The sequence below is a fragment of the Natrinema soli genome (assembly GCF_028618695.1).
In genome coordinates this window covers 1-23,846 of sequence record NZ_JAQIVI010000466.1, presented here as the reverse complement: position 1 = coordinate 23,846, position 23,846 = coordinate 1, and the positions used below count along the sequence as shown (strand labels likewise).

19 protein-coding genes, 3 tRNA genes and 1 other RNA gene are annotated in these 23,846 nt (G+C 64.6%); 13 read left to right on the top strand and 10 right to left on the bottom strand.

The window, feature by feature from the left end:
• The first annotated feature begins 7 nt into the window (after positions 1–7).
• The 4 genes from PGX04_RS24275 (at position 8) to PGX04_RS24260 (ending at position 8,132) form a co-directional block, all read left to right on the top strand.
• Positions 8–3,502 carry a molybdopterin-dependent oxidoreductase gene (locus tag PGX04_RS24275; RefSeq protein ID WP_273740855.1) on the top strand — a complete coding sequence of 1,165 codons (3,495 nt, stop codon included), beginning with the start codon at positions 8–10 and terminating at the stop codon, positions 3,500–3,502.
• Between the two features lie 96 nt (positions 3,503–3,598).
• A complete protein-coding gene (locus PGX04_RS24270; protein ID WP_273740854.1) occupies positions 3,599–5,254 on the top strand; it encodes an Hvo_1808 family surface protein in 1,656 nt (551 codons plus the stop codon).
• Positions 5,255–5,360: 106 nt separating this feature from the next.
• Positions 5,361–6,881, top strand: a complete 1,521-nt coding sequence (locus tag PGX04_RS24265) for an Hvo_1808 family surface protein (RefSeq protein WP_273740853.1) — start codon at positions 5,361–5,363, stop codon at positions 6,879–6,881.
• A gap of 30 nt (positions 6,882–6,911) precedes the next feature.
• The gene (locus PGX04_RS24260) at positions 6,912–8,132 is read left to right on the top strand and encodes a nicotinate phosphoribosyltransferase (protein ID WP_273740852.1); all 1,221 of its coding nucleotides are present in this window, start codon (positions 6,912–6,914) and stop codon (positions 8,130–8,132) included.
• Here PGX04_RS24260 and PGX04_RS24255 read toward each other — a convergent pair.
• The gene (locus tag PGX04_RS24255; protein WP_273740851.1) at positions 8,126–8,383 is read right to left on the bottom strand and encodes a hypothetical protein; all 258 of its coding nucleotides are present in this window, start codon (positions 8,381–8,383) and stop codon (positions 8,126–8,128) included. The two genes, PGX04_RS24260 and PGX04_RS24255, sit on opposite strands and share 7 nt — an antisense overlap.
• A 184-nt stretch (positions 8,384–8,567) precedes the next feature.
• Positions 8,568–9,170, bottom strand: coding sequence for a TIGR00296 family protein (locus PGX04_RS24250; protein ID WP_273740850.1), 603 nt, complete (start codon positions 9,168–9,170; stop codon positions 8,568–8,570).
• Positions 9,171–9,276: 106 nt separating this feature from the next.
• Between PGX04_RS24250 and rnpB the strand changes: the two genes are divergently transcribed.
• Positions 9,277–9,843, top strand: an RNA gene (rnpB, locus tag PGX04_RS35080) — RNase P RNA component.
• A 111-nt stretch (positions 9,844–9,954) separates the two neighbouring features.
• Here rnpB and PGX04_RS24240 read toward each other — a convergent pair.
• Positions 9,955–11,406 (bottom strand): outer membrane protein assembly factor BamB family protein, encoded by a 1,452-nt coding sequence (locus tag PGX04_RS24240; RefSeq protein WP_273740849.1) that lies wholly within the window; start codon positions 11,404–11,406, stop codon positions 9,955–9,957.
• 465 nt (positions 11,407–11,871) lie between these two features.
• Positions 11,872–11,944 (bottom strand) — tRNA-Arg (locus PGX04_RS24235).
• Between the two features lie 231 nt (positions 11,945–12,175).
• Here PGX04_RS24235 and PGX04_RS24230 point away from each other — a divergent pair.
• From PGX04_RS24230 to PGX04_RS24210, 5 genes are all read left to right on the top strand, one after another.
• Complete coding sequence (locus PGX04_RS24230) at positions 12,176–12,340, top strand: hypothetical protein (protein ID WP_273740848.1); 165 nt, start codon at positions 12,176–12,178, stop codon at positions 12,338–12,340.
• A gap of 1 nt (position 12,341) precedes the next feature.
• A complete protein-coding gene (locus PGX04_RS24225; RefSeq protein WP_273740847.1) occupies positions 12,342–13,079 on the top strand; it encodes a GMC oxidoreductase in 738 nt (245 codons plus the stop codon).
• A 262-nt stretch (positions 13,080–13,341) separates the two neighbouring features.
• Positions 13,342–14,817, top strand: a complete 1,476-nt coding sequence (locus tag PGX04_RS24220) for a single-stranded DNA binding protein (RefSeq protein ID WP_273740846.1) — start codon at positions 13,342–13,344, stop codon at positions 14,815–14,817.
• Positions 14,818–14,883: 66 nt separating this feature from the next.
• A complete protein-coding gene (locus PGX04_RS24215; protein ID WP_273740845.1) occupies positions 14,884–15,315 on the top strand; it encodes a histone in 432 nt (143 codons plus the stop codon).
• A gap of 4 nt (positions 15,316–15,319) precedes the next feature.
• Positions 15,320–16,351, top strand: a complete 1,032-nt coding sequence (locus PGX04_RS24210) for a histone deacetylase family protein (protein WP_273740844.1) — start codon at positions 15,320–15,322, stop codon at positions 16,349–16,351.
• 120 nt (positions 16,352–16,471) lie between these two features.
• On the opposite strand, the gene cca is transcribed toward PGX04_RS24210, so the two are convergent.
• Positions 16,472–17,971, bottom strand: a complete 1,500-nt coding sequence (gene cca / locus PGX04_RS24205) for a CCA tRNA nucleotidyltransferase (RefSeq protein ID WP_273740843.1) — start codon at positions 17,969–17,971, stop codon at positions 16,472–16,474.
• A 95-nt stretch (positions 17,972–18,066) separates the two neighbouring features.
• Between cca and PGX04_RS24200 the strand changes: the two genes are divergently transcribed.
• From PGX04_RS24200 to PGX04_RS24190, 3 genes are all read left to right on the top strand, one after another.
• Positions 18,067–18,172: transfer RNA gene (locus PGX04_RS24200), tRNA-Asn, on the top strand.
• A gap of 277 nt (positions 18,173–18,449) precedes the next feature.
• The gene (locus tag PGX04_RS24195; protein ID WP_273740842.1) at positions 18,450–19,034 is read left to right on the top strand and encodes a MogA/MoaB family molybdenum cofactor biosynthesis protein; all 585 of its coding nucleotides are present in this window, start codon (positions 18,450–18,452) and stop codon (positions 19,032–19,034) included.
• 407 nt (positions 19,035–19,441) lie between these two features.
• A tRNA-Ile gene (locus PGX04_RS24190) sits at positions 19,442–19,516 on the top strand.
• Positions 19,517–19,693: 177 nt separating this feature from the next.
• On the opposite strand, the gene PGX04_RS24185 is transcribed toward PGX04_RS24190, so the two are convergent.
• The 5 genes from PGX04_RS24185 to PGX04_RS24165 all read right to left on the bottom strand — a co-directional run bounded on the left by PGX04_RS24185 (position 19,694) and on the right by PGX04_RS24165 (position 23,070).
• Complete coding sequence (locus PGX04_RS24185; RefSeq protein WP_273740841.1) at positions 19,694–20,176, bottom strand: DUF8154 family protein; 483 nt, start codon at positions 20,174–20,176, stop codon at positions 19,694–19,696.
• Positions 20,173–20,829 carry a nucleotidyltransferase domain-containing protein gene (locus PGX04_RS24180; RefSeq protein ID WP_273740840.1) on the bottom strand — a complete coding sequence of 219 codons (657 nt, stop codon included), beginning with the start codon at positions 20,827–20,829 and terminating at the stop codon, positions 20,173–20,175. The genes PGX04_RS24185 and PGX04_RS24180 overlap by 4 nt, the downstream gene beginning before the upstream one ends.
• 827 nt (positions 20,830–21,656) lie before the next feature.
• Positions 21,657–22,133: a site-specific integrase gene (locus PGX04_RS24175; RefSeq protein ID WP_273740856.1), complete on the bottom strand. Its 477-nt coding sequence runs from the start codon at positions 22,131–22,133 to the stop codon at positions 21,657–21,659.
• A gap of 147 nt (positions 22,134–22,280) precedes the next feature.
• Complete coding sequence (locus PGX04_RS24170; RefSeq protein ID WP_273740839.1) at positions 22,281–22,574, bottom strand: HalOD1 output domain-containing protein; 294 nt, start codon at positions 22,572–22,574, stop codon at positions 22,281–22,283.
• Positions 22,575–22,686: 112 nt separating this feature from the next.
• Positions 22,687–23,070 (bottom strand): PD-(D/E)XK family putative nuclease, encoded by a 384-nt coding sequence (locus PGX04_RS24165; RefSeq protein ID WP_273740838.1) that lies wholly within the window; start codon positions 23,068–23,070, stop codon positions 22,687–22,689.
• Positions 23,071–23,846 lie beyond the last annotated feature (776 nt).

Below are 23,846 nucleotides of genomic sequence, written 5' to 3'. Positions count from 1 at the left end.
CGAGGGAATCGATTGCCAGACGGTCGCCGGGGATCGATCGCCGGTCGTCGCCGACCCGCGCTCGAGCACCCCGCTGACCGAGGACTTCCGCACCGGCACCGCGAACGACCCCGACGTCGGCGTCGAGAGCGACGAGATGACGACCGTGACGATCGACGGCCAGCCCGTCGCCGTCTCACCCGGTTCGACGCTCATCGACGCCCTCGAGACGGTCGACACGGACGCCGACGTGCCGGCGCTGTGTTACTACGATCGCGACACCGAACAGTCGGACGAGATCGGGCCGCGAAGCACCTGTCGAACGTGCATGGTCGAGACCGACGAGTACGGTACCGTGCCGGCGTGTAGCTTCCCGGCCGAGGACGGCCTCGAGGTCGCCACCGACGCGCCCGACGCGGAAGAGGCGCGGGACGTCAACCTCGACCTCGTGCTCGGGAATCACAACCTGCGGTGTACGACCTGCGGCCAGAACGGCCGCTGCGAGCTCCAGGACACCGCCATCGACCACGGCGTGAACGAACCGCGCTACGGCGTGTTCGACGACCGCGACGCGTACGCCCCCATCGACGACACGTCGGTCATCCAGATCGATCGCAACAAGTGCATCCTCTGCAACCGCTGCGTCGAGGCCTGCAACGACGTCCAGAACGCGGGCGTCCTCCGGATGTCCGGGAAGGGAGACGACGTCCACATCGACTTCCAGAAGCCCGAGGCCGACACGATGGAGGACTCGACGTGCATCTCCTGCGGGCACTGCGTCACCGTCTGCCCGACCGGCTCGCTCGTCGAAGAGGGGCTCGTCGACGCGACGACCATCCCGCTCCCGGGCTTTACGCAGAAGGTCTCCATTGGCGAGGTACAGGAGGGACGCCCCTTCGAGACGGCCGACACGGCCGACGCGCCGAACCGCGAGGTGCCGGAGTTCGGCGGGGGCGCGCTCGAGGATCGATCGGCCAACGAGAGCCAGCCGGCTGCCGAGAGCCAGTCGGCCGCTGCGGATCGGCCGGATGGCGACGGTGAGACCCTGCCGGACGCCACGGAACTGGACGGCGTCGCGGAGTTCATGGCGAAGTCGAAGCAGCGTGCGTCGACGCTCTCCGAGCGCGCGAGCGAACGGGCAGTCGAGACGGTAGATCGCGCCACGGGGACGGTCGAGCACGCGGCGGAATCGGTCGCCGAGAAGTCGATGACGATCGGACAGCTCTTCGACGCCGCACAGGTCGTCAGCGGCGCTCGAAAGCGCAACATCAGAGTGGCCGACACGACCTGTACCTACTGCGGCGTCGGCTGCCGGTTCGAGCTGTACGGCAGGGGCGAGGAGGTCCTCGGCGTCCGCCCGGCCGATCCGGACCAGACGCCGGCGAACGACTTCTCGACCTGCGTGAAGGGGAAGTTCGGCTACGACTACGTCGACTCCGACGAGCGGCTGACGACGCCGCTGATCGAGGAGGACGGGGAGTTCCGCGAGGCCTCCTGGGACGAGGCGCTGGATCGCATCGTCGACCGTCTGACCGACATCCGCGACGAGTACGGCGCGGACTCGTTGGCGGTGACCTCCTCCTCGAAGGCGACCAACGAGGAGAACTTCCTCGCCCAGAAGTTCGCCCGGCAGGTGCTCGAGACGCCCCACGTCGACAACTGCACGCGGCTCTGTCACTCCTCGACCGTCGCCGCGCTGAAGCAGACGGTCGGTTACGGCGCGATGACCAATCGCATCAACGAGGACATCGGCGAGACCGACTGCTATCTCATCACCGGCTCGAACACGACGGAGAGCCACCCGGTGCTGGCGACGCGGATCGTCCAGAACGTCCGCGACGGTGCCGATCTGGTGGTGTTCGACCCACGGAAGATGACCATCGCGGACCACGCGGACCAGTACAGCCGGACCAAGCCCGGCACGGACACCGTTTGGCTCAACGGGATGATGCACCACATCATCGAGGAGGGGCTCTACGACGAGGGGTTCGTCGACGAACGCACCAAACACTTCGACGACCTGAAGGACACCGTCGAACCGTACACCCCCGAGCGGGTCGAGGAGGTAACCGATGTCCCGGTGGCGGAGCTCACGAACGCGGCCGAGACCATCGCGACGGCGGACACCTGCGTCTACGGCTGGGCGATGGGGCTGACCCAGCACGCACACGGCACGCGGAACGCGCTCGCCATCGCCAACCTGGCGCTGCTCTGCGGGCACGTCGGCAAACCCAAATCCGGCCTCTCGCCGTTCCGGGGACAGAACAACGTTCAGGGCGGCGGTGGCGATATGGGTCCGATCCCGAACAATCTCCCGGGGTACCAGGACGTCACCGACGACGACGTGCTGGACAAATTCGAGGACTCGTGGGGAGTTCGGCCGCCGGACGAGGTCGGCCTGCGGGTGACCGAGATGTTCAGCGCCATCCCGGGCGTCGAGGAGACCGTCGAGGGCGAGCAGGGAACCGACGCGTACGGCGGCGACTATCCCGAGGACGGCGAAGCGGAACGCGGCACCGACGACCCCGCCGCCGACGAGGGGTACTCCCCCGAGAACACCGACCTGCACGGGATGTACATCGTCGGCGAGAACCCCGCCCAATCCGAGCCCGACATCCAGCACGCCGAGGAGGCACTGGCGGCGCTCGACTTCCTCGTCGTCCAGGAGCTGTTCATGACTGAAACGGCCAAGCACGCCGACGTGGTGTTGCCCGCGGCGTCCATGGCCGAGAAGTACGGCACCGTCACGAACACCGAGCGGCGGATCCAGCTCGTCCGACCGGCCGTCGAGTCGCCGGGCGAGGCGCAGACGGACGCCGCCATCCTGCAGGCCCTCGCCGGTCGGCTGGGGTTCGACTGGGACTACGAGAGCCCCGCCGCGGTGATGGACGAGATCAACGACCTCACGCCCATCTACGGCGGCGTCACCTACGACCGCCTCGAGGAGAAAGAGGACGGCCTCCAGTGGCCGTGCTGGGACGAGGACCATCCCGGAACGCCGTACCTCTACGAGGATGCGTTCAACTTCGACGACGGGCTCGCGCGGTTCGTCCCGTCGGAGGCGGCCGACGAGATGCATCCGGTACCGACCGAGGAGTACCCGTTCACGCTCACTACCGGACGGGTGCTCTACCACTGGCACACGGGGTCGATGACGCGCCGTGGGAACGCGTCGATGAAGCAGGTGCCCGAGAGCTTCGTCACGATCCATCCGGAGGCGGCCGACCGGCTCGGTATCGCGGACGACGAGTACGTCCGCGTCGAGTCCCGACAGGGCGATATCGTCGTGCGGGCGAACGTCGAGGAAACGTCGGGGCCGGACGTCCTCTTCGTCCCGATGCACTTCATCCACGGTGCCGTCAACAGGTTAACCAAGGAGGAGTTCGACCCGCGGAGCAAGATCCCGGCGTACAAGGTGACGAACGTCCGCGTCGAACCGCTCGGAACGGAGCCCGCGGTCGAGCCGACCTCGCCCGAAGCGCTGGCCGACGACGACTCCGAGGCATTAGGGGGCAACGACTGACGCGCCTCGAGACACCGTCGTCGCTCGTCGGATTCCGGGCGGTACAACCGTCGTACTTTTTACAGTTCCATTCCAACGGATACCTACTCACCTCAAATGCAGCCAACGCGCCCCCGTTCGGTCGTCGCCCTGCTTACGGTCGTCCTCACCGCGATGCTGGTGACCGGCGGCCTCGCTGGCCCCGTAGTGGCGGCGAGCGCTGCTGCGTCTCCCGATAGCACCGCTACGACGCCGACTGAGCCCGTGCCGTCCTCGTCCCTCGAGTCGACCTCGAGCGCGGTGGCTGCGACACAGGACGCCCGTCCCGAGAACCCCTCGACCGAGGACACCGTCGGCTACGTCGAAGGGTACTGGTACGACGACGAGTTGGCCGTCGACAGCAAGTCGAACGCGGTCGTCGACGACGACGAACTCGATCCCATCATCTACCGAGCGATGGCCCGCGTCGAGATGATCCGCAACATGACGTTCGCGGACGAAGTCGCCGTCGATGTGATCTCTCGCGAGACCTATCGGCAGAACAACGAGGATCGCTTCGCGAACGACACCGCGGCCGAACGACTCGAGCAGAACGTCGGCTACGAGGCGCTGTTCACGGTCGGTCGGGAGACGGCGGCGGCCGACGCGACCGAGACGGTGTACGGCGGTGCCGTCAAGGGCTACTACGACCCCGAAACGGACGAGATCGTCATCGTCTCGGAGAACCCCGAGACGCCCGAACTGGACGAGCTGACGCTCGGCCACGAACTCGTCCACGCGCTGCAGGATCAGCGCTTCAACCTGTCGCGGCTCAACGGCTCGACGCAGGACGCGGAACTGGCCGGTAACGGGCTGGCCGAAGGCGACGCCAGTTGGGTCGAACGCGAGTACGAGGCGCGGTGTGGCTCCGAGTGGGACTGTCTCAGCCCCAGCGGCGGGGAGCAGACCGGAAACCTCGACGTCAACTGGGGCATCTATTTCGCCGTCTATCAGCCCTACAGCGACGGTCCCGCCTACGTCGACCACCTGCGCCGGCAGGGCGAGGGCTGGTCGGCGGTCAACGCGGCCTACGACGACCCGCCCGCGACGACGTCTGCCGTGATCCACCCCGGCTCTGAGCGCGAACCGACCGACGTCTCGGTCCCCGACCGCTCGAGCGACGGCTGGCGACAGCTCTCCGTCGACGGCGAGGCGGCGAACGACACCGTCGGTGAAGCGGGGATGGTCGCGATGTTCGCCGCCGACGCGATGGACGGGAGCCAGTCGTCGGTGATCAGCGCCAGCGAACTCTTCGGCAGCGAGGAAGGAAGTTACAACTACGACCACTCCGCTACCGACGGCTGGGCCGGCGACGAGTTAGTCATCTACACCAGCGACGAGATCGACAACGAGAGCGACCCCGCCGCGGCCGGCGAGGCCGGCTACGTCTGGCGAACGCAGTGGCAGTCGGCCGGGGACTCCGAGGAGTTCCTCGACGGCTACCGCCAATTACTCGACAACCACGGTGCCGAGGCGGTCGCCGGTCACCGGGACACGTTCGTGATCGACGACGGCGGGTACGCCGGCGCGTACTCCCTCGAGCGGAACGGGACGGCGGTGACGATCGTTCGCGCCCCGTCGGTCGCGGAGCTGTCGAACGTCGAAACCGGTGCGGCACCTGAAACAACTCCCATTCCCGTACCCGGCTTCGGTGCAACGGCCGCAGTGGGCGCAATCGCGATCGCGTTGCTCGGATCTGCGACCTGGTTCGCCGTCGCCCGCCACCGACAGTGACCGGGGTACCGAACGATCCACGCACCGTCCTCGATACTGACCGACACCGCATTTTCGCTGCCGGCCGATCGATGCCGCTTTCACGGCCACGGCGAACGATGAGCCAATGAGCCGAGGCCGATTGTTCGCCGTCGTCGTACTGGTCGTGCTCTCGGGCTGTGCGCTTCCCGGCTCCCCCGACGGGTTCGACACGGACCGCGAACTCGGGCACGTCGGCGACTACGCCCACGACGACGTCTTCGAATTCGACGCGAGCGACGGCCTCACCGAGGCGCAACTCGAGGCCGTGAAATACCGCTCGATGGCCCGGATCGAGGTCGTCCGCGGACTGAAATACGACCGCGACGTCGACCTCGAGGTGATGAGCCGCGCCGAGTACCGCGACCGGCGATCGAACGGGACCGGAAACGCGTCGGCGTTCAGCAACGAGCTCTGGCGCGGGGCGTTCCTCGTCGACGGCGAGACGGACGTCAATCGCGCGTTCGACGATCTCTACGGCAATTCCATTCAGGGCTACTACGTGAACGGCCGGATCGTCATTATTACTGACGACACTGACGAGATCCGGATCAACCGGCGGGCTCTGGTCCACGAGCTGACCCACGCGCTGCAGGATCAACGGTTCGGTATCGCTCGCGAGAGCGAGACGATCGACGGGATCCGCGCCGAAAACGGCCTGCTCGAGGGCGAGGCGAGCGTCGTTCCCGATCGGTACGATCGCCGGTGCGGGGACGAGTGGCAGTGTCTGCCGGCCGTACAGCCGCGGACGGCCGGGGGTGAGACGCTCGCCGATCGCCCGTTCAACGCCGGGCTCTTCCTTTCGATCTACGCGCCCTACGCCGAGGGGCCGCCGTTCGTCACCGACCTCTCCGAGCGCGGCGGCTGGGACGCCGTCGCCGCCGCCCACGAGGATCCGCCCCGAAGCACCGCCCAGCTGATCCATCCGGAGCGCTATCCGGGCACTGACCCGGTCGACGTCTCGATCGCGGACCGCTCGAGCGACGAGTGGCGACCGATAACGGACGGTGGAGACGGCGAGATTCGGACGGAGACGATCGGCGAGGCTACGCTGTTTGCGACGCTCTGGGCCAACGGCGTCATCGATCGCCCGCTCACTGAAGGGGCGACCGACCGCTCGCAGTACGACTACTCGCATCCCGCGACGGCCGGCTGGGCCGGCGATAGCATCCACGTGTACCAGCAGACGGACGAGTCCGGCCAGACCGGCCACGTCTGGCGGCTCGCCTGGGAGAGCCGCGCCGACGCGACCGAATTCGCCGATGCGTACCGCCAGCTCCTCGCGAACCGAGGGGCCGAACAGGTTGACACTGCTGGAAACGGTGTCTACCGGATCTCCGACGGCGATCCCTTCGAGGGCGCGTATCGCGTCTCAGTCACCGGCGAGACGGTCGAAATCACCGGCGCACCGACCGTCGACGACCTCGAGGCGATCCACCCCGTCGAATCGGGCTCGAACCGAAACGGGTCTATAGCTGCCCGCGAGCCCGCGGCGTCCCTCGAGTCGACGGACATCCCCGAATCGACTCCAGTCGATGCGTCGCCACGATCCGCATCGGCGTCGCCGGACGGGCCACCGAAGACGTCGCGCGCGCCGGCAGACGGGTAGCTTTTTTGTCTCCCGCGGGAAACCGGTGATATGTCAAATCCGTTCGGAACCGTCCCCGCGGCGGCGATTCTCGAGGGGGACGCGACTGACGCGTACTTCGAGCGCACGCGGGCGACGCTCGAGCACGCGGGCAAGAACCCTCGCGTCGTCGCCGAAGTCACCGCCGACCAGTTCCCGACCGGGGAGTTCGACGTGTTTACCGGCGTCAAAGACGTGGCGACGCTGTTCGAGGGCCGCGCCGTCGACGTCGACGCGCTCCCCGACGGTCAGCTGTTCGACGGCGGCCCTGTCCTCCGGGTCGAGGGCCCGTACCTCGAGTTCGCCGAACTCGAAACCTCCCTGCTCGGCTTTCTGTCCCAGCCCAGCGGGTTCGCGACGGCCGCGCTCGAGACCAGACTGGCGGCTCCCGAGTCGCTCGTCCTCTCCTTCGGCGCGCGTCACGTCCATCCCTCGATCGCGACGACGGTCGAGCGAGCCGCGTTGCTCGCGGGTCTCGACGGCTTCTCTCACGTCGCGGCGGGCGAGATTCTGGGCCGAGAGGCTGGCGGAACGATGCCCCACGCGCTCATGTTCTGCTTCGGCGAGGGAAACCAGGCCGCGGCGTGGACGGCGTTCGACGAGGCCGTCGGCGAGGAGGTGCCCCGGATCGCGCTGGTCGACACCTTCTGGGACGAGAAGAGCGAGAGCCTGCTGGCCGCCGAGACGCTCGGCGACGATCTCGACGGCGTTCGTATCGATACCACGAGTTCCCGGCGCGGCGACTTCCGGCACATCATCCGCGAGGTCCGCTGGGAACTCGACGCCCGCGGTCACGAGGACGTCGACATCTTCTGTAGCGGCGGCCTCGAGCCCGAAACCATCCGCCCGCTGCGCGACGTCGCCGACGGCTTCGGCGTCGGCAGCCACATCACCGGTGCCGACTCGGTCGACTTCAGTCTCGATATCGTGGAAATCGGCGAGGGATCGGACGATCCCTCGAGCAGCCGGACTGCGTCCGACGACGACGGCGAACCGATCTCCAAACGCGGCAAACTCTCAGGGGTCAAGGAGGTCTACCGAACCGCCGACGGCGGCCACCACGTCGCCCTCGCCGACCGCGAGGGGCCGAGCGATGGTGAACCGCTGCTCGAGCCGCTGATCCGCGACGGCGAGATCGTCCGCGAGTTCGATCTCGCGGACGCGACCGACCGGTGTCTGGCCGATGCCGAGGTAGTCGGCTTCGACCGGTCGACGCCCGGGGTCGATCAGTAGCCGATCAGCCGGCCCAGAATTCGAGTGCCCTCTTCACATATTATAGTTGAATTTTTCACGGCGACTGATGGAGAGTCACCGATGGCCTCCGCAACCGTTGCCCCGCATTCCGAAATCGCGACCCGACTCGCGATGCGTCTCTGCATCGTCTTCGCAATCGGCGGGTTCTGTACGTTTCCCCTTCTCCTGTAGCGCTCGATACTCTCGGTACCACTGGTCGTCCACGTCACCATGTTCGTCCGCTGGTTCACGGTTCATGACGTGTTCATGGCGCTGAACAACCTGCTCGAGGTGAAACTCGCAGAGCAGAATCAGCCGTCGCAAGCGGACACGTGAATCAGCCCTCGCGGGGAGTGAAGGACCGATACCTCCGGTCGCCCCGTCGATAGGGCGGTCGCTCGGCGGGGAAAATAACGGAACCGAATCCGTCCAGCGTTATACTTCTTCGATGCTGCCGTCGGCCTTTCGCTCGCGGAAGACCTGGCCTTCGAACAGCGTGACGATGACGTCGTCGTTCTGCCACGCACCCGGCGAGAGCTTCGCTTTCCGGCAGGTTCGATCGAGATACTCGCGGGCGCTCCAGTCGTTCTCGACCGGTACCGTCGGATACATCCAGCCGCCTTCGCCGCCGCCGTCGATGGCGACGCCGTGGGTGCCGAGCTCGAGATCGGCCAGCGGGTCGTCCGTCAGCAGCACGTTCTTGACGGTACAGACCGACACCGTCAGGTTCGGGAGCTCCGAGGGGCTCACTTCCGAGCCACAGGAGTCCTCGCTGGCGGCCTCGATCGCCGCGTCCACGATGACGTGGCCGAGCTGGTCGTCCGAGTGGTAGCCACCCGCACAGCCCCGCAGGCTCCCCCGGCCGCGAGTCGACTCGAGGCGGACGAACGCACCGGTCCGCTCGTAGAAGGCCTCGCGCATGCTGCCTGGTTGTTCTCGCTGCCCGTGTCGTACGTAGGAGTCGACGGATTCACGCGCGAGTTCGACCGCGCGCGCACCGTCCTCGTAGGAAAGGTCGACGCCCTGTCCCTGGGACATACAGATGGACAAGGGGATAGTCGTCCTAAAACGCTTCCATTCGTGACGATGCTCTTTTTGTGTTTCCGACCGGGGGACTTATTCGACCGACGCCCCAAGAGACGGTGGGAGAGAGAGCCTGGCTGCCGCGATGGTCCTGCCGGCAACGGCGCGACCACCTGGCGTGGCCCGTCCCTTCGGGACGCGCAACGCTCGCGAGGAAAGTCCCCCCACCCGTTCGGGCGGGTGACCGGACGCAAGTCCGGAGCGGGAGACCGCTGGCTCTGGAACAGAAACGACACGTCTCGGCCTGACCGATGATGCGCGCGAACCCGACCGAGAGGAAGGGGAGTTGACCCGCAGAGGGAACGCGTGGCCGCTTCGCGGCCACGATTCGTGAGGCGGTGTAAACCGCCGAACGGGCGGTTCGGAGCGCCTTTGGCGCGAGAACCGCCGAGAGGCGAGCGGCGGAAGCCGCGAGCCGTGTGCGGTCGCGATGCGTGGTTCGAATCCACGAATCGCGCCATCGGCGCGATTGACCGCACACAGACGGCCGAGGATCGATGGAACGGCGAATCCTCACCGGTGCAAGTCCGCGCCGTGGTAGCCCGAACATTCCGCGGCCTCGCCGCGGACGGCGCGGACGCTCAGCCGAATGCCGGGCCGAACAGAAGGGGGCTTACTCCTCTCACCCGGTTTCACCCTCGAGAGCGATCGCGCCGGCTCGAGGTGGGCTCGAGTGTGAAAGTCGTTTCAGTGGCTACGATACCGGCCCCGCTGGGGGTATCGATCCAACCCTCTCTCGCTACGCTACCCAGCTCCACATCGTCCGTAGCGTGTACAGGATTCGCTGCTCTCCGTCGGTTTTCGAGCCGTCACTCTCGTTTTGAGTATCGGTCTCTCCGCCCTCCTCGGTTTCGTTCGGTTCGTCCTGCACCTCGGCCGCGGTGTTCGAATCCGAATCGTCGGTTTCGTCGGTTTCACCGCGTTCGTCGTCTCCCGCGTCTCCCGCCGCTTCCTCGTCTCCCTCGTCGCGTTCGTCCTCGTTTGCGCGAATCGCGGTCAGCCCGCCGTCGTCGATGTAGATCGTTCGATCGGCGACCACGCACTCCCCTCCAACGAACGCGCTCTCCGTTCGCGAGAAGACCCACTGCTCGACGCCGTCGTCGAGATCGAAAGCGACGAGCGAGTTTTCGTACTCGCCGCCCTGTACTCCGAAGCTGACGAGGACCGCGTTGCAGGCGATCACGGGATCGCCGATACTGTGCGAGTACTTCCCCACGGACCACCGCTCGTCGCCGCTCTCGAGGTCGATCGCGACGAGTTCGTATCGCGTGACGAAGACCAGCGTCTCCCCGCGGACGGCGAGTCGGCGAATCCCGCCGCCCCATCCCTCCTCGCGCTCGCCGGTCGCCGAATCGTAGGCGGCGACCTCCTCTGACTCGGTTCGAACGAACACCCGCTCGTCGGTTGCCACGAGGTCGTACAGGTAGTAATAATACGTGTCGATCGTCAGCCGCTGCTCGCCCGTCAGCGGATCGAGACCGACGATCGTTCCCGCTTCGGCGAGCGCGAAGACGCGCTCGTCGGTGGCCGCCACTCCCCCCTCGATCGTTCGGTCGACCTCGTCCTGTTCCTCCCAGGGATCGCCGACGGTCACCGTGACCGAGTCGCGACGCCAGTCGATCTCGCCGGTCTCACAGTCGATCGCGGACAGCCCGCCGTCGGCGTAGACGTACACCCGCTCGAACGCGACCGTCGGCGGTGAGATAGTGGTTTCGTCAGTGTCGGAATCGGTGTCGGCGTCGGAGACCGAAGTTTGCCATCGAACGTCCCCGTTCGCGGCATCGAGCGCGGTGACGCCCCGCTCGCCGCTCACGAAGACGGTCCCGTACGCGACCGTCGGCGGTTCGCTGGCACCGACGTCCTCGCTCTGCCACTCGAGCGATCCGTCGGCGGCATCGAGCGCGTGCACCGCACCCTCCACCGAGAGATAGACGATACCGTCGTCGACGACCGGCAATCCCCCGGCGTCGGACGTCCAGTCGACCTCGAGAGCGTCGAGATTAAACCCGTCGCCGAACCCGTGGTCGGAGCCGACCGCGGCCGTGTTCCCGTATCCGCCTCGAGCGGCGGACCAGCCTGCCACAGCCTCCGGCGGCTGCGGCGGGAGCTCACCTTCCGCGTCGGTCGTCGAAGCTGCGCTCGCTGACCCTGCGAACACGCCACTGGCCGTGACAGTCGTTGCACATCCCATCAAGAACCGCCGTCTTGTGTTTCTGAGCACACATTTCTACGGTGCGGTAGCTATCATATATATTCTACAATTAAACCAGTTCATATGAGAAACATACCATTTCATTCCGTTTCATATCTGCAACAGTCACCGATCGCCGTCTGAGAGCGGCAGCGCGCGCATTCAGGGAGTTGCCGGGACGATTCCAGAATTGATTGGTGTCACTTGTTGTTCATCCGCGTGCAGGTGGAAGGGACGGACGCGCTCACGAAGAAGCGCAGGATACCCCGCCGATATGTGGGTGATCTCAGCTCGTTACCCCGGCCATCTCACAGAGCTTCGACGAGAACGTCGCCAGACCGATCTTCGCGACGAACTGATAGCCCGCGTGTTTCGATAGCAGACGCTCGCTGCTCACGGCTTCGCCGTTCGCTTTTCGTGGTGCTAACGCGCCACGCGTCGCTCGCGGTTTGGTGTCGACAGAAACGTCCTGACGGAGATTTGAACTCCGGTCCCTGGCTCCGCAAGCCAAGAGGATAGTCCACTACCCTACCAGGACTCATCTCTTCGTAACTGCGTGGACATTAAAGCCCTTTCGAAAGGCTCCCGTTGCCGGCCCGGACTTTCGCGGTCGTTGCGGCGTCAGTTGTGGCTCTTCGAGTTCGTTCACCGATCTTCCCCCATCGTCCTCTCTCGGACGAGTCAAGTGATATTTTTCGACCTCTTACTTACTATCTTATCCTTAATAATGGAAATATTTAATTAGAAATGTACTGGAAATATAAGTGAAATGACACGAGCGGACGATACTGACGAGACGATCTCCCGCCGGTCGGTACTCGGCGGGATCGGCGGTGCCGGCGTCGCGTCGCTATCGAGACTACCAGCGGTAACCGCACTGGGTTTGACCGGTCTTGAGGAGCTCGAGGCGGATCCGCACACGCGGGACACGTAACGTGACGATCCGGCCTACCACGTTCGTTACGAACGTGCGAACGCAGTCGTTCGCGGGGAGTCTCGAGGCGACCGGCGTCGAGTACCGCGACACGTGGTCCGGCGAGATCGGCTCGATCGACGCGGACGCGGTCGTGATGGCCGCCGGCTGCGTCGAGACCCCGCGGCTGTGGCTCAACTCCGGCCTGCCGGACAACGGGTGGGTCGGCGCGGGACTGACCACGCACTGGTTCGACTTCGTCGTCGGATCCTTCGACGGCGACACGTTCGAGGAGTTGACCGGGCAGCGGACGATCGATCCCTACGTCGGCCACAACGCGGCCGCGCGGTACGACGAGTCGGGGGTCGGCTGCTTCGAGATGGTCGGTGGGACGCCGGGAATCGCCGCCTTCCAGAGCTACTCGTTCAGTCGGGCGGGCTACGCCTTCGACACCGAAGCCGAACCGGACGCGCCGTGGGATAGCCGCGGTCGGCTCGCGACGACCGCCGCGGAACTCCTGCAGACCGCCGGTGCCGAGCACGTCCACCGTGCCGACGCGCCGCCGCTGTTGTTGCACATGCAGAGCTCGATGCGGATGGGGAAGGTCGTCGACGAGAACTGCGAGGCCTCCGACGTCGACCGGCTGTTCGTCGGTGACCACAGCGCGCTCGCGAACGGCCTCGGCGGGCCGAATCCAACGAACACCGGACAGGCGCTGGCCATTCGAACGGCGGACAGGATCGACGAGCTGTACTTCTAACCGGTTTCGCCGTCGAATCGGCGTTCTGAACGATTCCTCGCTCGCGCACGGCCACACTGACGTTTATATAACAGGGCGCGGCCAGTGAGACGCATGATCTCCTGTGCGAGCCCCGTCGCCGCGCGGTCCGGACGAGTCGTTTCCGACGGATCGAAACTGCCGGGTACGACACGGATATCCCGCGTCTCTGTCGGACGGCGCGACACGCTGGGATACCGAATGGATAACGCTTATGCGCAGGCTACCCATGCACGAGCATAGAATGAGCGACATCGAGGGCGTATATGAGGACCTCGAGGCCGACGTTTCTCTCGAGGAGTTTCGCGAGGCCGTCGAGGCGAAAGTCGAGCAGATGGGGGGACTCGCGGACGAGGAGACGGCGGCGATGCTCATCGCTCACGAAGTCGGCGAGAGCGAGGTCGGCGGCATCGCCGACATCGAACCCGGGATGGAGGAGGCGAAGTTCGTCGCCAAGGTGCTCTCGATCGGCGAGGTGCGCACGTTCGAGCGCGACGGCGAGGACGAGGACGGGCAGGTCGTCAACGTCGAGGTGGCAGACGAGACCGGTTCCGTGCGAGCGGCGTTCTGGGACGACCACGCCCAGGCCGCCATCGAGGAACTCGAGGAGGGACAGGTCCTGCGCATCAAGGGCCGACCCAAGGAGGGCTTTTCCGGCGTCGAAATCAGCGTGGACGACGTCCAACCCGACGATGATACCGAGATCGACGTGCAAGTCTCCGATACGTACACCGTCGAGGACCTCTCGCTCGGTCTCTCGAACGTCAACCTCGTCGGACTGATTCTGGACACCGACAGCGTGCGGACGTTCGACCGCGACGACGGCTCGGAGGGGAAGGTCTCGAACCTCGTCCTCGGCGACTCGACCGGTCGCATCCGCGTGACTCTGTGGGACGAGCAGGCCGATCTCGCAACTGAACTCGAGACCGGGACGACCGTCGAAGTGATCGACGGCTACGTCAAGGACCGCGACGGACAGCTAGAACTCCACGTCGGCAACCGCGGTGCCGTCGAAGAAGTCGACGAGGAGGTCGAGTACGTCCCCGAGAGCACACCGATCGAGGATCTCGAGATCGATCAGATGGTCGACATCGCTGGCGTCGTTCGCTCGGCCGATCCCAAGCGAACGTTCGACCGCGACGACGGCTCGGAGGGACAGGTCCGGAACATCCGCGTTCAGGACGCGACCGACGACATCCGCGTCGCTCTCTGGGGCGAGAAAGCCGACATCGACATCGGCCCGGGCGACGAGGTCGCACTCGGCGACGTTGAGATTCAGGACGGCTGGCAGGACGATCTCGAGGCCTCCGCGGGCTGGCAGTCGACGATCACGGTCCTCGAGTCCGACTCGTCCGACACCGGCGAGTCCGAGGGCGATACGAACGGTTCGAGCGACGAGAACGCCGGCCTCTCTGCCTTCGCCGGTGACGACGGAGACGCGGGCGAGAGCGATGCCGGTGCGAGCACCGCCTCGAGCGCCTCGAGCGACGCCACCGACGATAGCGCCAGTGCCGACGCCGAGACCGACTCGGATGACCCGTCCGACGGCGAGGAACGCGAGTTCACCGGCGTCGTCGTGCAGGCGGGCGATCCGATCGTACTCGACGACGGCGAAACGACCATGAGCGTCGCGACCGACGCCGACGTCGGCCTCGGCGAGGAGGTAACCGCCCGAGGGGTCGTCCGCGACGGCCGCCTCGACGCAAACGACGTGTTCTGACGCGGCGAGCAACCTCATCGGCCGCCTAGGAAAAGCGTTAAGGGAGTTAGCTTCGCCTATCATGATATGAACGTCGAACTCCCGTTCGCCCCGGTGGATACGATCATCCGGCGGAACGCAGGCAATCTTCGGGTGAGTGCTGACGCGTCGAAGCAACTCGCAACGCGGATTCAGGAACACGGGAGCGAACTCGCAATCGACGCCGCCGAGGAGGCGACGGCTGACGGCCGGAAGACGCTGATGGCGCAGGATTTCGGCGTCGAAGCGGTCGTCGACAAGGACGACCTCGAACTCCCGGTCGCGCCGGTCGATCGCATCGCCAGGCTGGAAATCGACGATCGCTATCGCGTCTCGATGGACGCCCGCGTCGCCCTCGCCGATATCCTCGAGGACTACGCGGACAACGTTGCCCGGGCGGCCGCGACTCTCGCACACCACGCCGACCGGCGGACGATCACCGACGACGACATCGAGACGTACTTCTCGCTGTTCGAGTGAGCAGATGCAGTTCGGCTACAGCGAGCTCTGTCTCGCACACGATCCCGGTTCGCGCCACCCGGAGTCGCCGGACCGGTTACGGGCGATCCGGGAACGGCTGAAGAAGAAACACGGCGTCACGTACGTCGAGAGCGATCCGTGCGAACTCGACACGATGGCGGCCGTCCACGGCCGCGAGTACCTCGAGTCCGTTCGGGAGTTCTGTGCCGACGGCGGCGGGAGCTGGGATCCCGACACCGCCGCCGTCGAGGAAACCTGGGACGCGGCCTGCCAGAGCGCCGGGCTCGCCTGCTGGGCCGCCGAGGCGGCGCTCGAGGGCGATACGGGCCGTGACACCCCCTTCTCGATCGGTCGACCGCCGGGCCACCACGCGGTCTCCGACGACGCGATGGGGTTCTGTTTCGTCAACAACGCCGCCGTCGCCGCCCAGTACGCTCTCGATCACGACGCCTACGACGTCGACCGGGTGGCGATCCTCGACTGGGACGTCCACCACGGCAACGGGACGCAGGACATCTTCTACGACAGGGGCGACGTGTTCTTCGCCTCGATCCACGAGCAGGGGCTCTACCCCGGGACCGGCGACGTCGACGAGACCGGCGAGGGCGACGGCGACGGGACGACGATGAACATCCCGATGCCAGCCGGTACCGACGACCGGGAGTATCTGGCCGCCGTCGACGGGCCGATCACCGCCGCGTTCACCGCGTTCGATCCCGATCTTCTCCTCATCAGCGCGGGTTTCGACGCCCATCGTCACGATCCCATCTCGCGGATCCGACTCTCGACGGAGGCCTACGCGCTGATGAGCGATCGCATTCGGTCCCTCGCCGGCGATATCGACGCCGCGCTGGCGTTCGTCCTCGAGGGCGGCTACGGACTGGACGTGCTTGCCGACAGCGTGGCACTCGTCCACGAGACCTTCGACGGTCGCGAACCGATCGAGCCCGACGACGAACCCGGCGACACTGCCGAATCGGCCCTCGAGGACGTGCTCGAGGCCCACGATCTCGACGTAGACCTGAACGATCTCTGACGAACCGGATCCCGGCAGTGGCGTGACGCTGCGCTCCTCATACGGTCTGCTGTAACGATGTACCGGTGCGACCGCAGGCTGGATCGCGGCCGCGCCGGAAATGACTGACAGCAGTCCGTATCAGGGCCGCGGTTCGAAGTACGTTCGCAGCTCCGTGCCGAATTCGGCGAGCAACGCCGTGATCTCCGATCCGACCAGTACGTCGTACTCGTCCTCGAGCGTCGTCTCGACGTGTGCACCCAGTCCGACGTCGAAGAGGCGGTCGCTCTCGAGGAACGCGCGGGCGGTGGTGAACGCGCGCTCGCGCTCGGTGACGTAGCGGTCGCCCTCGATGAAGGGACCGTAGGCGTCGGAGTCGTCCGCGTAGGACTCGTAGAAGCCGGTCGCGTGGTCGCGGACGTGGACCGGTGGTCCCTCGTGGCGCTCGACGGCCGGCCGCTCGTCGACCGCGAGTTCGGCGAAGACGACCGCGCTTTCGTCAGCGATCGTCATCGCCCGAAAGACGTCGAAGCCGCGATCGTCCAGTCCCGTCGTGATGCCCGCCAGCGACTTTCGAAGCTGCGGATAGAGCTGATCCTCGACGAGATCCGGCGCGTCGAAACGGACGGCGACGGGCGTGGTGACCCGGCGCTCGAGGTGTTCGCGCAGCTCCGACTCGGACAGCGGCCTCGGATCGTCGGGTTCGAAGTGGTCGATTCGCGGGGACGCGAGGAATTCTCGGGCGTAGTGCTGAAAGCGAGCGACGTTCTCGGCCGAGCAGACCGCGGCGACGTTGCGTTCGGGATCGGTCGGATCGATGACGACCAGCGGATCGTCGAACGGAAGGCCAGTGTCGCCGACTGACTCCTCTCGAGACGATGCAGCCGTCTCGCGCGCACGACCGTGTTCTTCGGGGTCGAGTTCGACCGGTGGCTGCCAGTCGGCCGCGGCCTCGAGCAGCGGCCGAAACCCGCCGTACTCGCAGACGAGGAGCTCCGTGAGATAGCCGCTGAATCCTCGGGTTCGGAGGTCGCTGCCGTAGACGCCGATCCCCTTGAGGAACTGTTTGGTGACGCGGACGGCCGCGGCGAGGTCGTCGTCCAGTCGTCGCTGGAGGTACCGGGTATGAAACGGCGTCCGATCGACCGCCGAACGGATCTCGGTCGCCGATTCGAGTCGGAAACAGGGGACGACGTCGATGTCGAACCCCTCGACCGTCCCCTTGACGTAGGGATGTTCGGCGTACTCCTCGTGGCCCTCGGGCAGGGTCGCGTGGCCGACATCGAGGCCGTACTCCTCGAGCGTTTCGCGGTCGAGCTGCGACGGGAATCGGACGAAGATGTCGATGTCGCGGTCACCGCTGGTCCAGGTGTTTCTGGCGGTGGAGCCGACCTGTAAGACATCGGCGTCGGCACACAGGTCGGTCGCCGCGGCCTCGGCTCGATCCATGAGCCGGTCGGCGACCGCTCGGAGCCGCGCGCGTTCGTCGTCGGCGGGAGTGACCTGCGCTCGAATCTCGGCGACGACTCGCTCGAGATCGTGATCCGGCTCTCGATTATCGGGCTCGTCACCGTCGTCAGCGCGGTTTCCGCACTGACCGCTGGAACCGTGGTCCGCGCTGTCGGCATCCTCCTCGCTCATTAGGAACGCATACTCGAGCGGTGCGTGAAAGAGTATCGAACCCGGAGCAGGGAAAACGAAAGCCCTATCAAATACACCCGACTACCAGATAATGGGCCGAAGTAGCTCAGATGGTAGAGCACCTCGCTGTTACGGCGACTCAGGTACTGCCTGTCCGCCGCAGATACGAGGTTGTCCCAGGTTCGAGTCCTGGCTTCGGCGCTTCTCGATTTCGATTCGATTGATTTCCACGGAGAGCCGTCTTCAGAGCCATCCTCACTTCCGTGGTGAGCTCTGCCGAAGATCTCTCGTTTCGGGCGCTTTATACCGAACTCCGCGGCGAATCCCTTCGACTCGAGCGAACGGCGTGCGACGAGGAACTCGAGGACCGCCGGCTGCCGTAACTGGCTGGGTTGCGGCCGAGATTGAATTGCACTCGAGAGTTCGACCACCGGTTTTCGGGAGAGGGATTATCGTCCTTCGCCAGTGACGTAGACACATGACCAGCGACGGCGACGACCGACGGAGTACCGACCACCACGGACACGATATCATCGACCCGCTCTTCGTTGGGATCGTCACTGTCTCGAGTTCTCGCGCGGGCACTGAGGATCCCGACGATCCGGGCGGAGACACCATTCAGGACTGTTTCGAAGCCGGTGGCCACGAGGTCCGAGAACGGCTCCTGGTCCGGGACGACTACTCGGCGATCCGAACCGCCGTCCGGGGCCTCGTTGCACGCCGCGGCATCGACGTGGTGTGCACCACGGGCGGCACCGGTGTCACCGTCGACGACGTCTCTCCGGAGGCAACCGCATCACTGTTCGAGCGCGAGTTGCCGGGCTTCGGCGAACTGTTTCGCTCGCTCTCGTGGGACGAAGTCGGAACGCGAGCGATGGCCTCGCGCGCGACAGCGGGAATCGCCGTCGACACGCCCGTCTTCTGCCTCCCCGGGAGCCGGAGCGCCTGCGAAACCGCCTGTGAGGAGCTGATCGTCCCCGAATCGCCCCATCTCGCGGGACTGGCGACGCGTCACCGTACCGAGGCGACCGATCAGACGCTCGCGGAGTATCAGGACGAGTAGGCGAGCCGCGTTTCCGAGCTCCGGCCGCGACCCTCGACCAGGGCTCCGGTACTCGAGCGGCGGTTTTCTCCTCGAGATGCGGACTGCCTGTAACTACGGACGGGAAATGCGATCATCCGCGGGAGTTCGTCCTGAGACAGCGAGATGAACAGTCAGATCCCCTGTAACAGCCTTTATTGAGCACAAGCACGTGTATTCGACTGCTATGTGTCACCACTTCGAATCCGTGACCGACCTCGACGCCGAGGAGCGCGAGGAAATCCTCGATTCCCACAGCGAGGCGGCACTCGAGGCCGAGCTGAGTGATGACGAACTCGAGGCGCTGACTGCGTAGGCGCCGGGTCCGGTTGCTCTCGAGCAACCGGACAGCAAACGTTAATTACCGCGCACGGTTTTTCCCGATTGGAGGGCCCTTAGCTCAGTCTGGTTAGAGCGCTCGGCTCATAACCGAGTGGTCGATGGTTCGAATCCGTCAGGGCCCATCTAGAAACTGCACGATTCTGAGTCAACGGAATCCGGAGATATACCGCCTATATCTCTCATTTTCAGAATGCTGGTGACGATTAGACCATAATTTAATCTGGTAACGAACTCGTCCCCGTCCTCAACACGCATGCCGGACCGTGGTCCCCTCATCGTACTTAGGGGGATGGTTGCGGTCACTCGCAGAGGCAATCCCGGGTTCGGGTCAATTGGACGATCTCGTCGTGAAGTTGTGCCGCGAACTCGTAGATCGTCTGCGCCCGGTACTCGCCGGCGACGCTGGTCCGGTAGTACGACTCCGACCGGTTCTCGATCCAGAGCTCCTCGAGCCGTTCGGCGACGTCCCGCGAGAAGAGCCCTGCTCGCACTCCCAGCTCGTAGACTTCGGTGTGGCGCTGCCCGGCGACGTCGTACCCCTTCTCCTCGACGTAGAACTGGATCGAGCGTTCGATCGCGACGAAAGAACTCTCGATGATGACAGTGAAGTGGCCGTTCCGATCGAGGAGGAAACCGGCGGCGTCGAGGAGGCGACACGACTTCCGCAACTGGAGCACGGCCGGATCGGAGACGTGCTCGAGCCCGATCTCCGGGTTCTCGGGTCTTCTCTGGAACGCATCCTCGGCGTCTCCGAGCGCCGCCTCGAGGTCCTTCGATGTCATCCGTCCACCCCGAAGACGTCGCGCTTCACCCGCCGGAACGTCTCGCTCTCGACGAGGGGAATCCCCTCCTGCAGGATTGGGCGCAAATCCTCGCCGCGCTTGCGGGCGCTCTCGGGTGATTCGACGAAGACCTCGAACTCGTACCGATCGCCGTCGATCGGCTCTTCCTCGAGATCGCGAACGACGTCCGAGACGGTTCGTCGCGCCGAAACCGGGTCTTCGTCCTCGTCGATGAGGACGAAGACGTCGACGTCGCTCGCGCGGTCCGCCTCGCCCCGTGCCACGCTGCCGAAGCAGAGGATTCCAGCGATTGAGGGTACTTCGTCGTCCACTCGTTCGACGAGTCGTCCAAGCGGCTCACGAAACTCCGCCTGAGGGATTTCGAGAAGCGGGTCGTCGGCGTCGCGAAGTCGGCGCTCGTCGATCCGGTAGAGGGTTCGATTCCCGGAGTCGCGTCTGACGATGAGTCCCATCGCCTCGAGGAGGGAGAGCGCCTTCGAGACGCTGGGACCGCCGTACCCGGTCAGCCGCTGGAGATCGCGGTTCGAGAACTCCTCGGTCGGGTTGCGGACGAGTATCTCGAGAGCCTCGTCCATCGCCGCGTACCGAAAGACCTGCTCGTCCGGGAGCGGTAGTCGTACTTCGACAGCCATACGTTACATCTCTTGTAACGCGTTACACTGAATATATCTACCGATCGACTGAAGGATTTCAATCCGCTTCGACGCGAACTTCCGGACGGCCAAGCGATTCCGTTCGGTTACGACAAAGACGCTGACGTTCGAGACAGGTGGGCGCGTGCCGAGTTCAACGTCCTGAAAGGACTCGGTCATCTGAACATGGTGGATGCGTTTCGATACGGCCACGGGTACGGAGAGATCGGCGTGAAGGATACGAGTTGGAAATCGAAACGGTTCGACCACGTCTTCGCTTCGTTGTCGCTCCGTCCGAGTCGGTGCTATTACGAGTCGGTCGATTGTAGCGACCACGCGCTGATTATCGCCGGTCTCGAGACCTGAGGTCGATCGACGCGTTGGTCCAGAATCAGTTTCGTCGCTCCCGCTCGGGACGGGATGTGAATGGGGATCGATTCGTGTTCCCGTGTTGAGAACACGGTCGTTAGATGTTGTCCAGATACACCCTCCGCTGCTCCATCTTTTCCTTCTCGGTTCGCTGGTCGTAGTGCATCTCGAGCACTCGCTGGCTCACGTTCGCCCGATCCCCGACGGCGGTCTCCGGAACGTCACTGTTCAGGTGGTTCGTGATACTCCCCCGCCGAATCGCGTGCGGGTTAGCGTTCGACGGACACTTGGAGAACTCGCCGTCGTTGGTCGCTTCACACGTCTCCGGATCGCGGTCGTGCGGGCACTCCTGTCCGATGACGCACGGTCGAGTGTACTGGTAGCAGTACCGTCGAATAGTCGTCTTGCAGGCGCGGTCTCCTCGCTCGCGACGAGCGGCTCGCGACCGTGTGCGTCGGTCACGTCCGGCCGCTGATCGCGTACCAGTCGCCGAGCAGCATGCACAGCTCCCCCGACAGCGCAACCAGTCGCTCGCCCTGAGACCCCTTCTTGATCGGCGTCCCGGTTTCGGGTCGATGCTCGACGGTCAGGCACTGAGCCTCCGGAGAGTAGTCCCCGAGGTCGAGCGACTGCGCCGCACCCAGCCGCATCATCGTGTGCCAGAGCAGCGCGAGCGTGACGTGCGGGAGCGACGCGTACTCGTACCGCTCGAGGTAGTCCAAGACCACCTCGGCCTGTTCCTGGTCGAGCATCACTTCGCGGACGTCGTCGCCCGGATTGAGATTAGGTGATCGGATTGTGTCACCTACGTGCGACTGAGTTTCTCGAACGTCAGAACTCGAGAGTTCGATGGCCAGCCGCGAGCGCTCGAGGCCGAAATCGTCCAGCCCGTCGACGCGCTCGAGTTCGTGACCGATCACACCGCCACTTGGCACGATGCGCAGACGATGGCCGTCCTCGACAGCACCAGAAGATCGCCGAGACACTTTCGACTCGAACTGTGGCTTTCGAAGTCACTACTGAGACAGTCGTTGGGACCGACTACTAAGAGATCGAATTTTAGCCCTGGGGCTCAGAGTGGGTCACACTGTCGTTTTATCGGGATCGAAGGCCGCTACGCGTTTCTCGATATTCACATCGCCTGTACTATCGATAGTCACCGTGTAGCCTCTGTAGACGAATTCGACTTTAGACGGATTCTTCTCGGAATCACTCGCTTGGTAGAGTGAGTCGAGTGCGTCCGTGTTAATCGCGACGTGGATCGGCGGGTGGAGCTCTTCCGGTTCGATCTCTTCCCGTTCGGCAATTTTTTCTACAATCTTCAGACTGAGTGATTGAGTCGGTTGCACGTTCTCCGATGTCAGGAACTGCCACATAAAACCAGACGTTCCTCTAATGACGTGTGTCAGACGACATCTAATGATCAGTTTTCATGACATACACCGATTCGAGGGAAATAGGTGATTAAGGCGGAGTAGAATCGCTTATTCAGAAGATAGTGTCAATCGACCCTTTCGCTTGCTCGGCCCCGCGGTGATCACCGCCACTGTGCCACCGGAGCAGTGGTTCGTCGCTCGAGCGGACCATTTGATCACGTAGGATTGTGCAGCCGGAGCGTCCATGCACTCGATAGACGATGAAACAGTACCAGCCGTCGTGACGCCTGCGCTTCTCGTGATACTCACGGCACATCTTCCAGTTCCCGGGCTGCTCATCGGCGTGCTCGGGCATCGTCGACTTGCTCTCGACGGGCGTTCCGTTGCCGAACCTCGTATCGTGCCAGCTGGCCCACTCGAGATCGAAGCGGCGCTTCTCGTCCCTTTGCTTCTCGACGGCGGTCCCGAAGTAGTTCATCCGCTTCGAACGGTTCACGCGGGCCACGCGCGTGGCGCGCCGATATATATACTCCGCCGCCGGCCACGAACTGCGCGCCCATCGCTCGCGTCGCTCCCGATCGGGAGCGAGCGCGGTAGGCTGTTGGTGGGCTTCAGTGTACTATAGGGGGATCGTGAACGTGAACACCGCCGCTCAGTCATGCGATCACCGTCTCGAAGTGTTCACCCCACTCTCGTTTCTCGTCGCCGTCCTGATACTCGATTCATACGTCGAGACGGTCGAGGCGACGAACGGGACGGATTCGGCGGTTTACCGGATTGAGAGGCCGTTTTCCCGGCATTCCTTGATGGTCCACATGTCGACGCGTTTCTCGTCCTCGTCGGCGATCGCGTCCTCGAGACTCTCGATTCCCTTCAGCGGTACGAATATGCCTCTCGAGAAGACACGTCACGTTACTCTTTGATGCTCTGGCAACGGGCGCGCGTGCGGGAGGTATATTGATCACTCAGACAGTGAGAGGATCTATCAGCGAGCCGTCTGCAAGGATAATGCTTTGCTCGGGAGTAACCCTACTGACAGATGTGTGGTGCTTATATAGCTGATCGTAATTTGCCCGCTATTGTCATCCAATTGTTACGGTTAGGATGGTATTACTGCTCTATCAGTGTGTGCCACTGACTACCTTCGGACCTGTGGTTCGTAGGCCTTAAGTAGTGATCGGCGATTGTGAATATATACGAAGAAGATGGCGACGGGGCGTTTGGATACGCCGTGTCGTCGCGGACGATTCGGAGTCCGAAGGGGTTATGTAC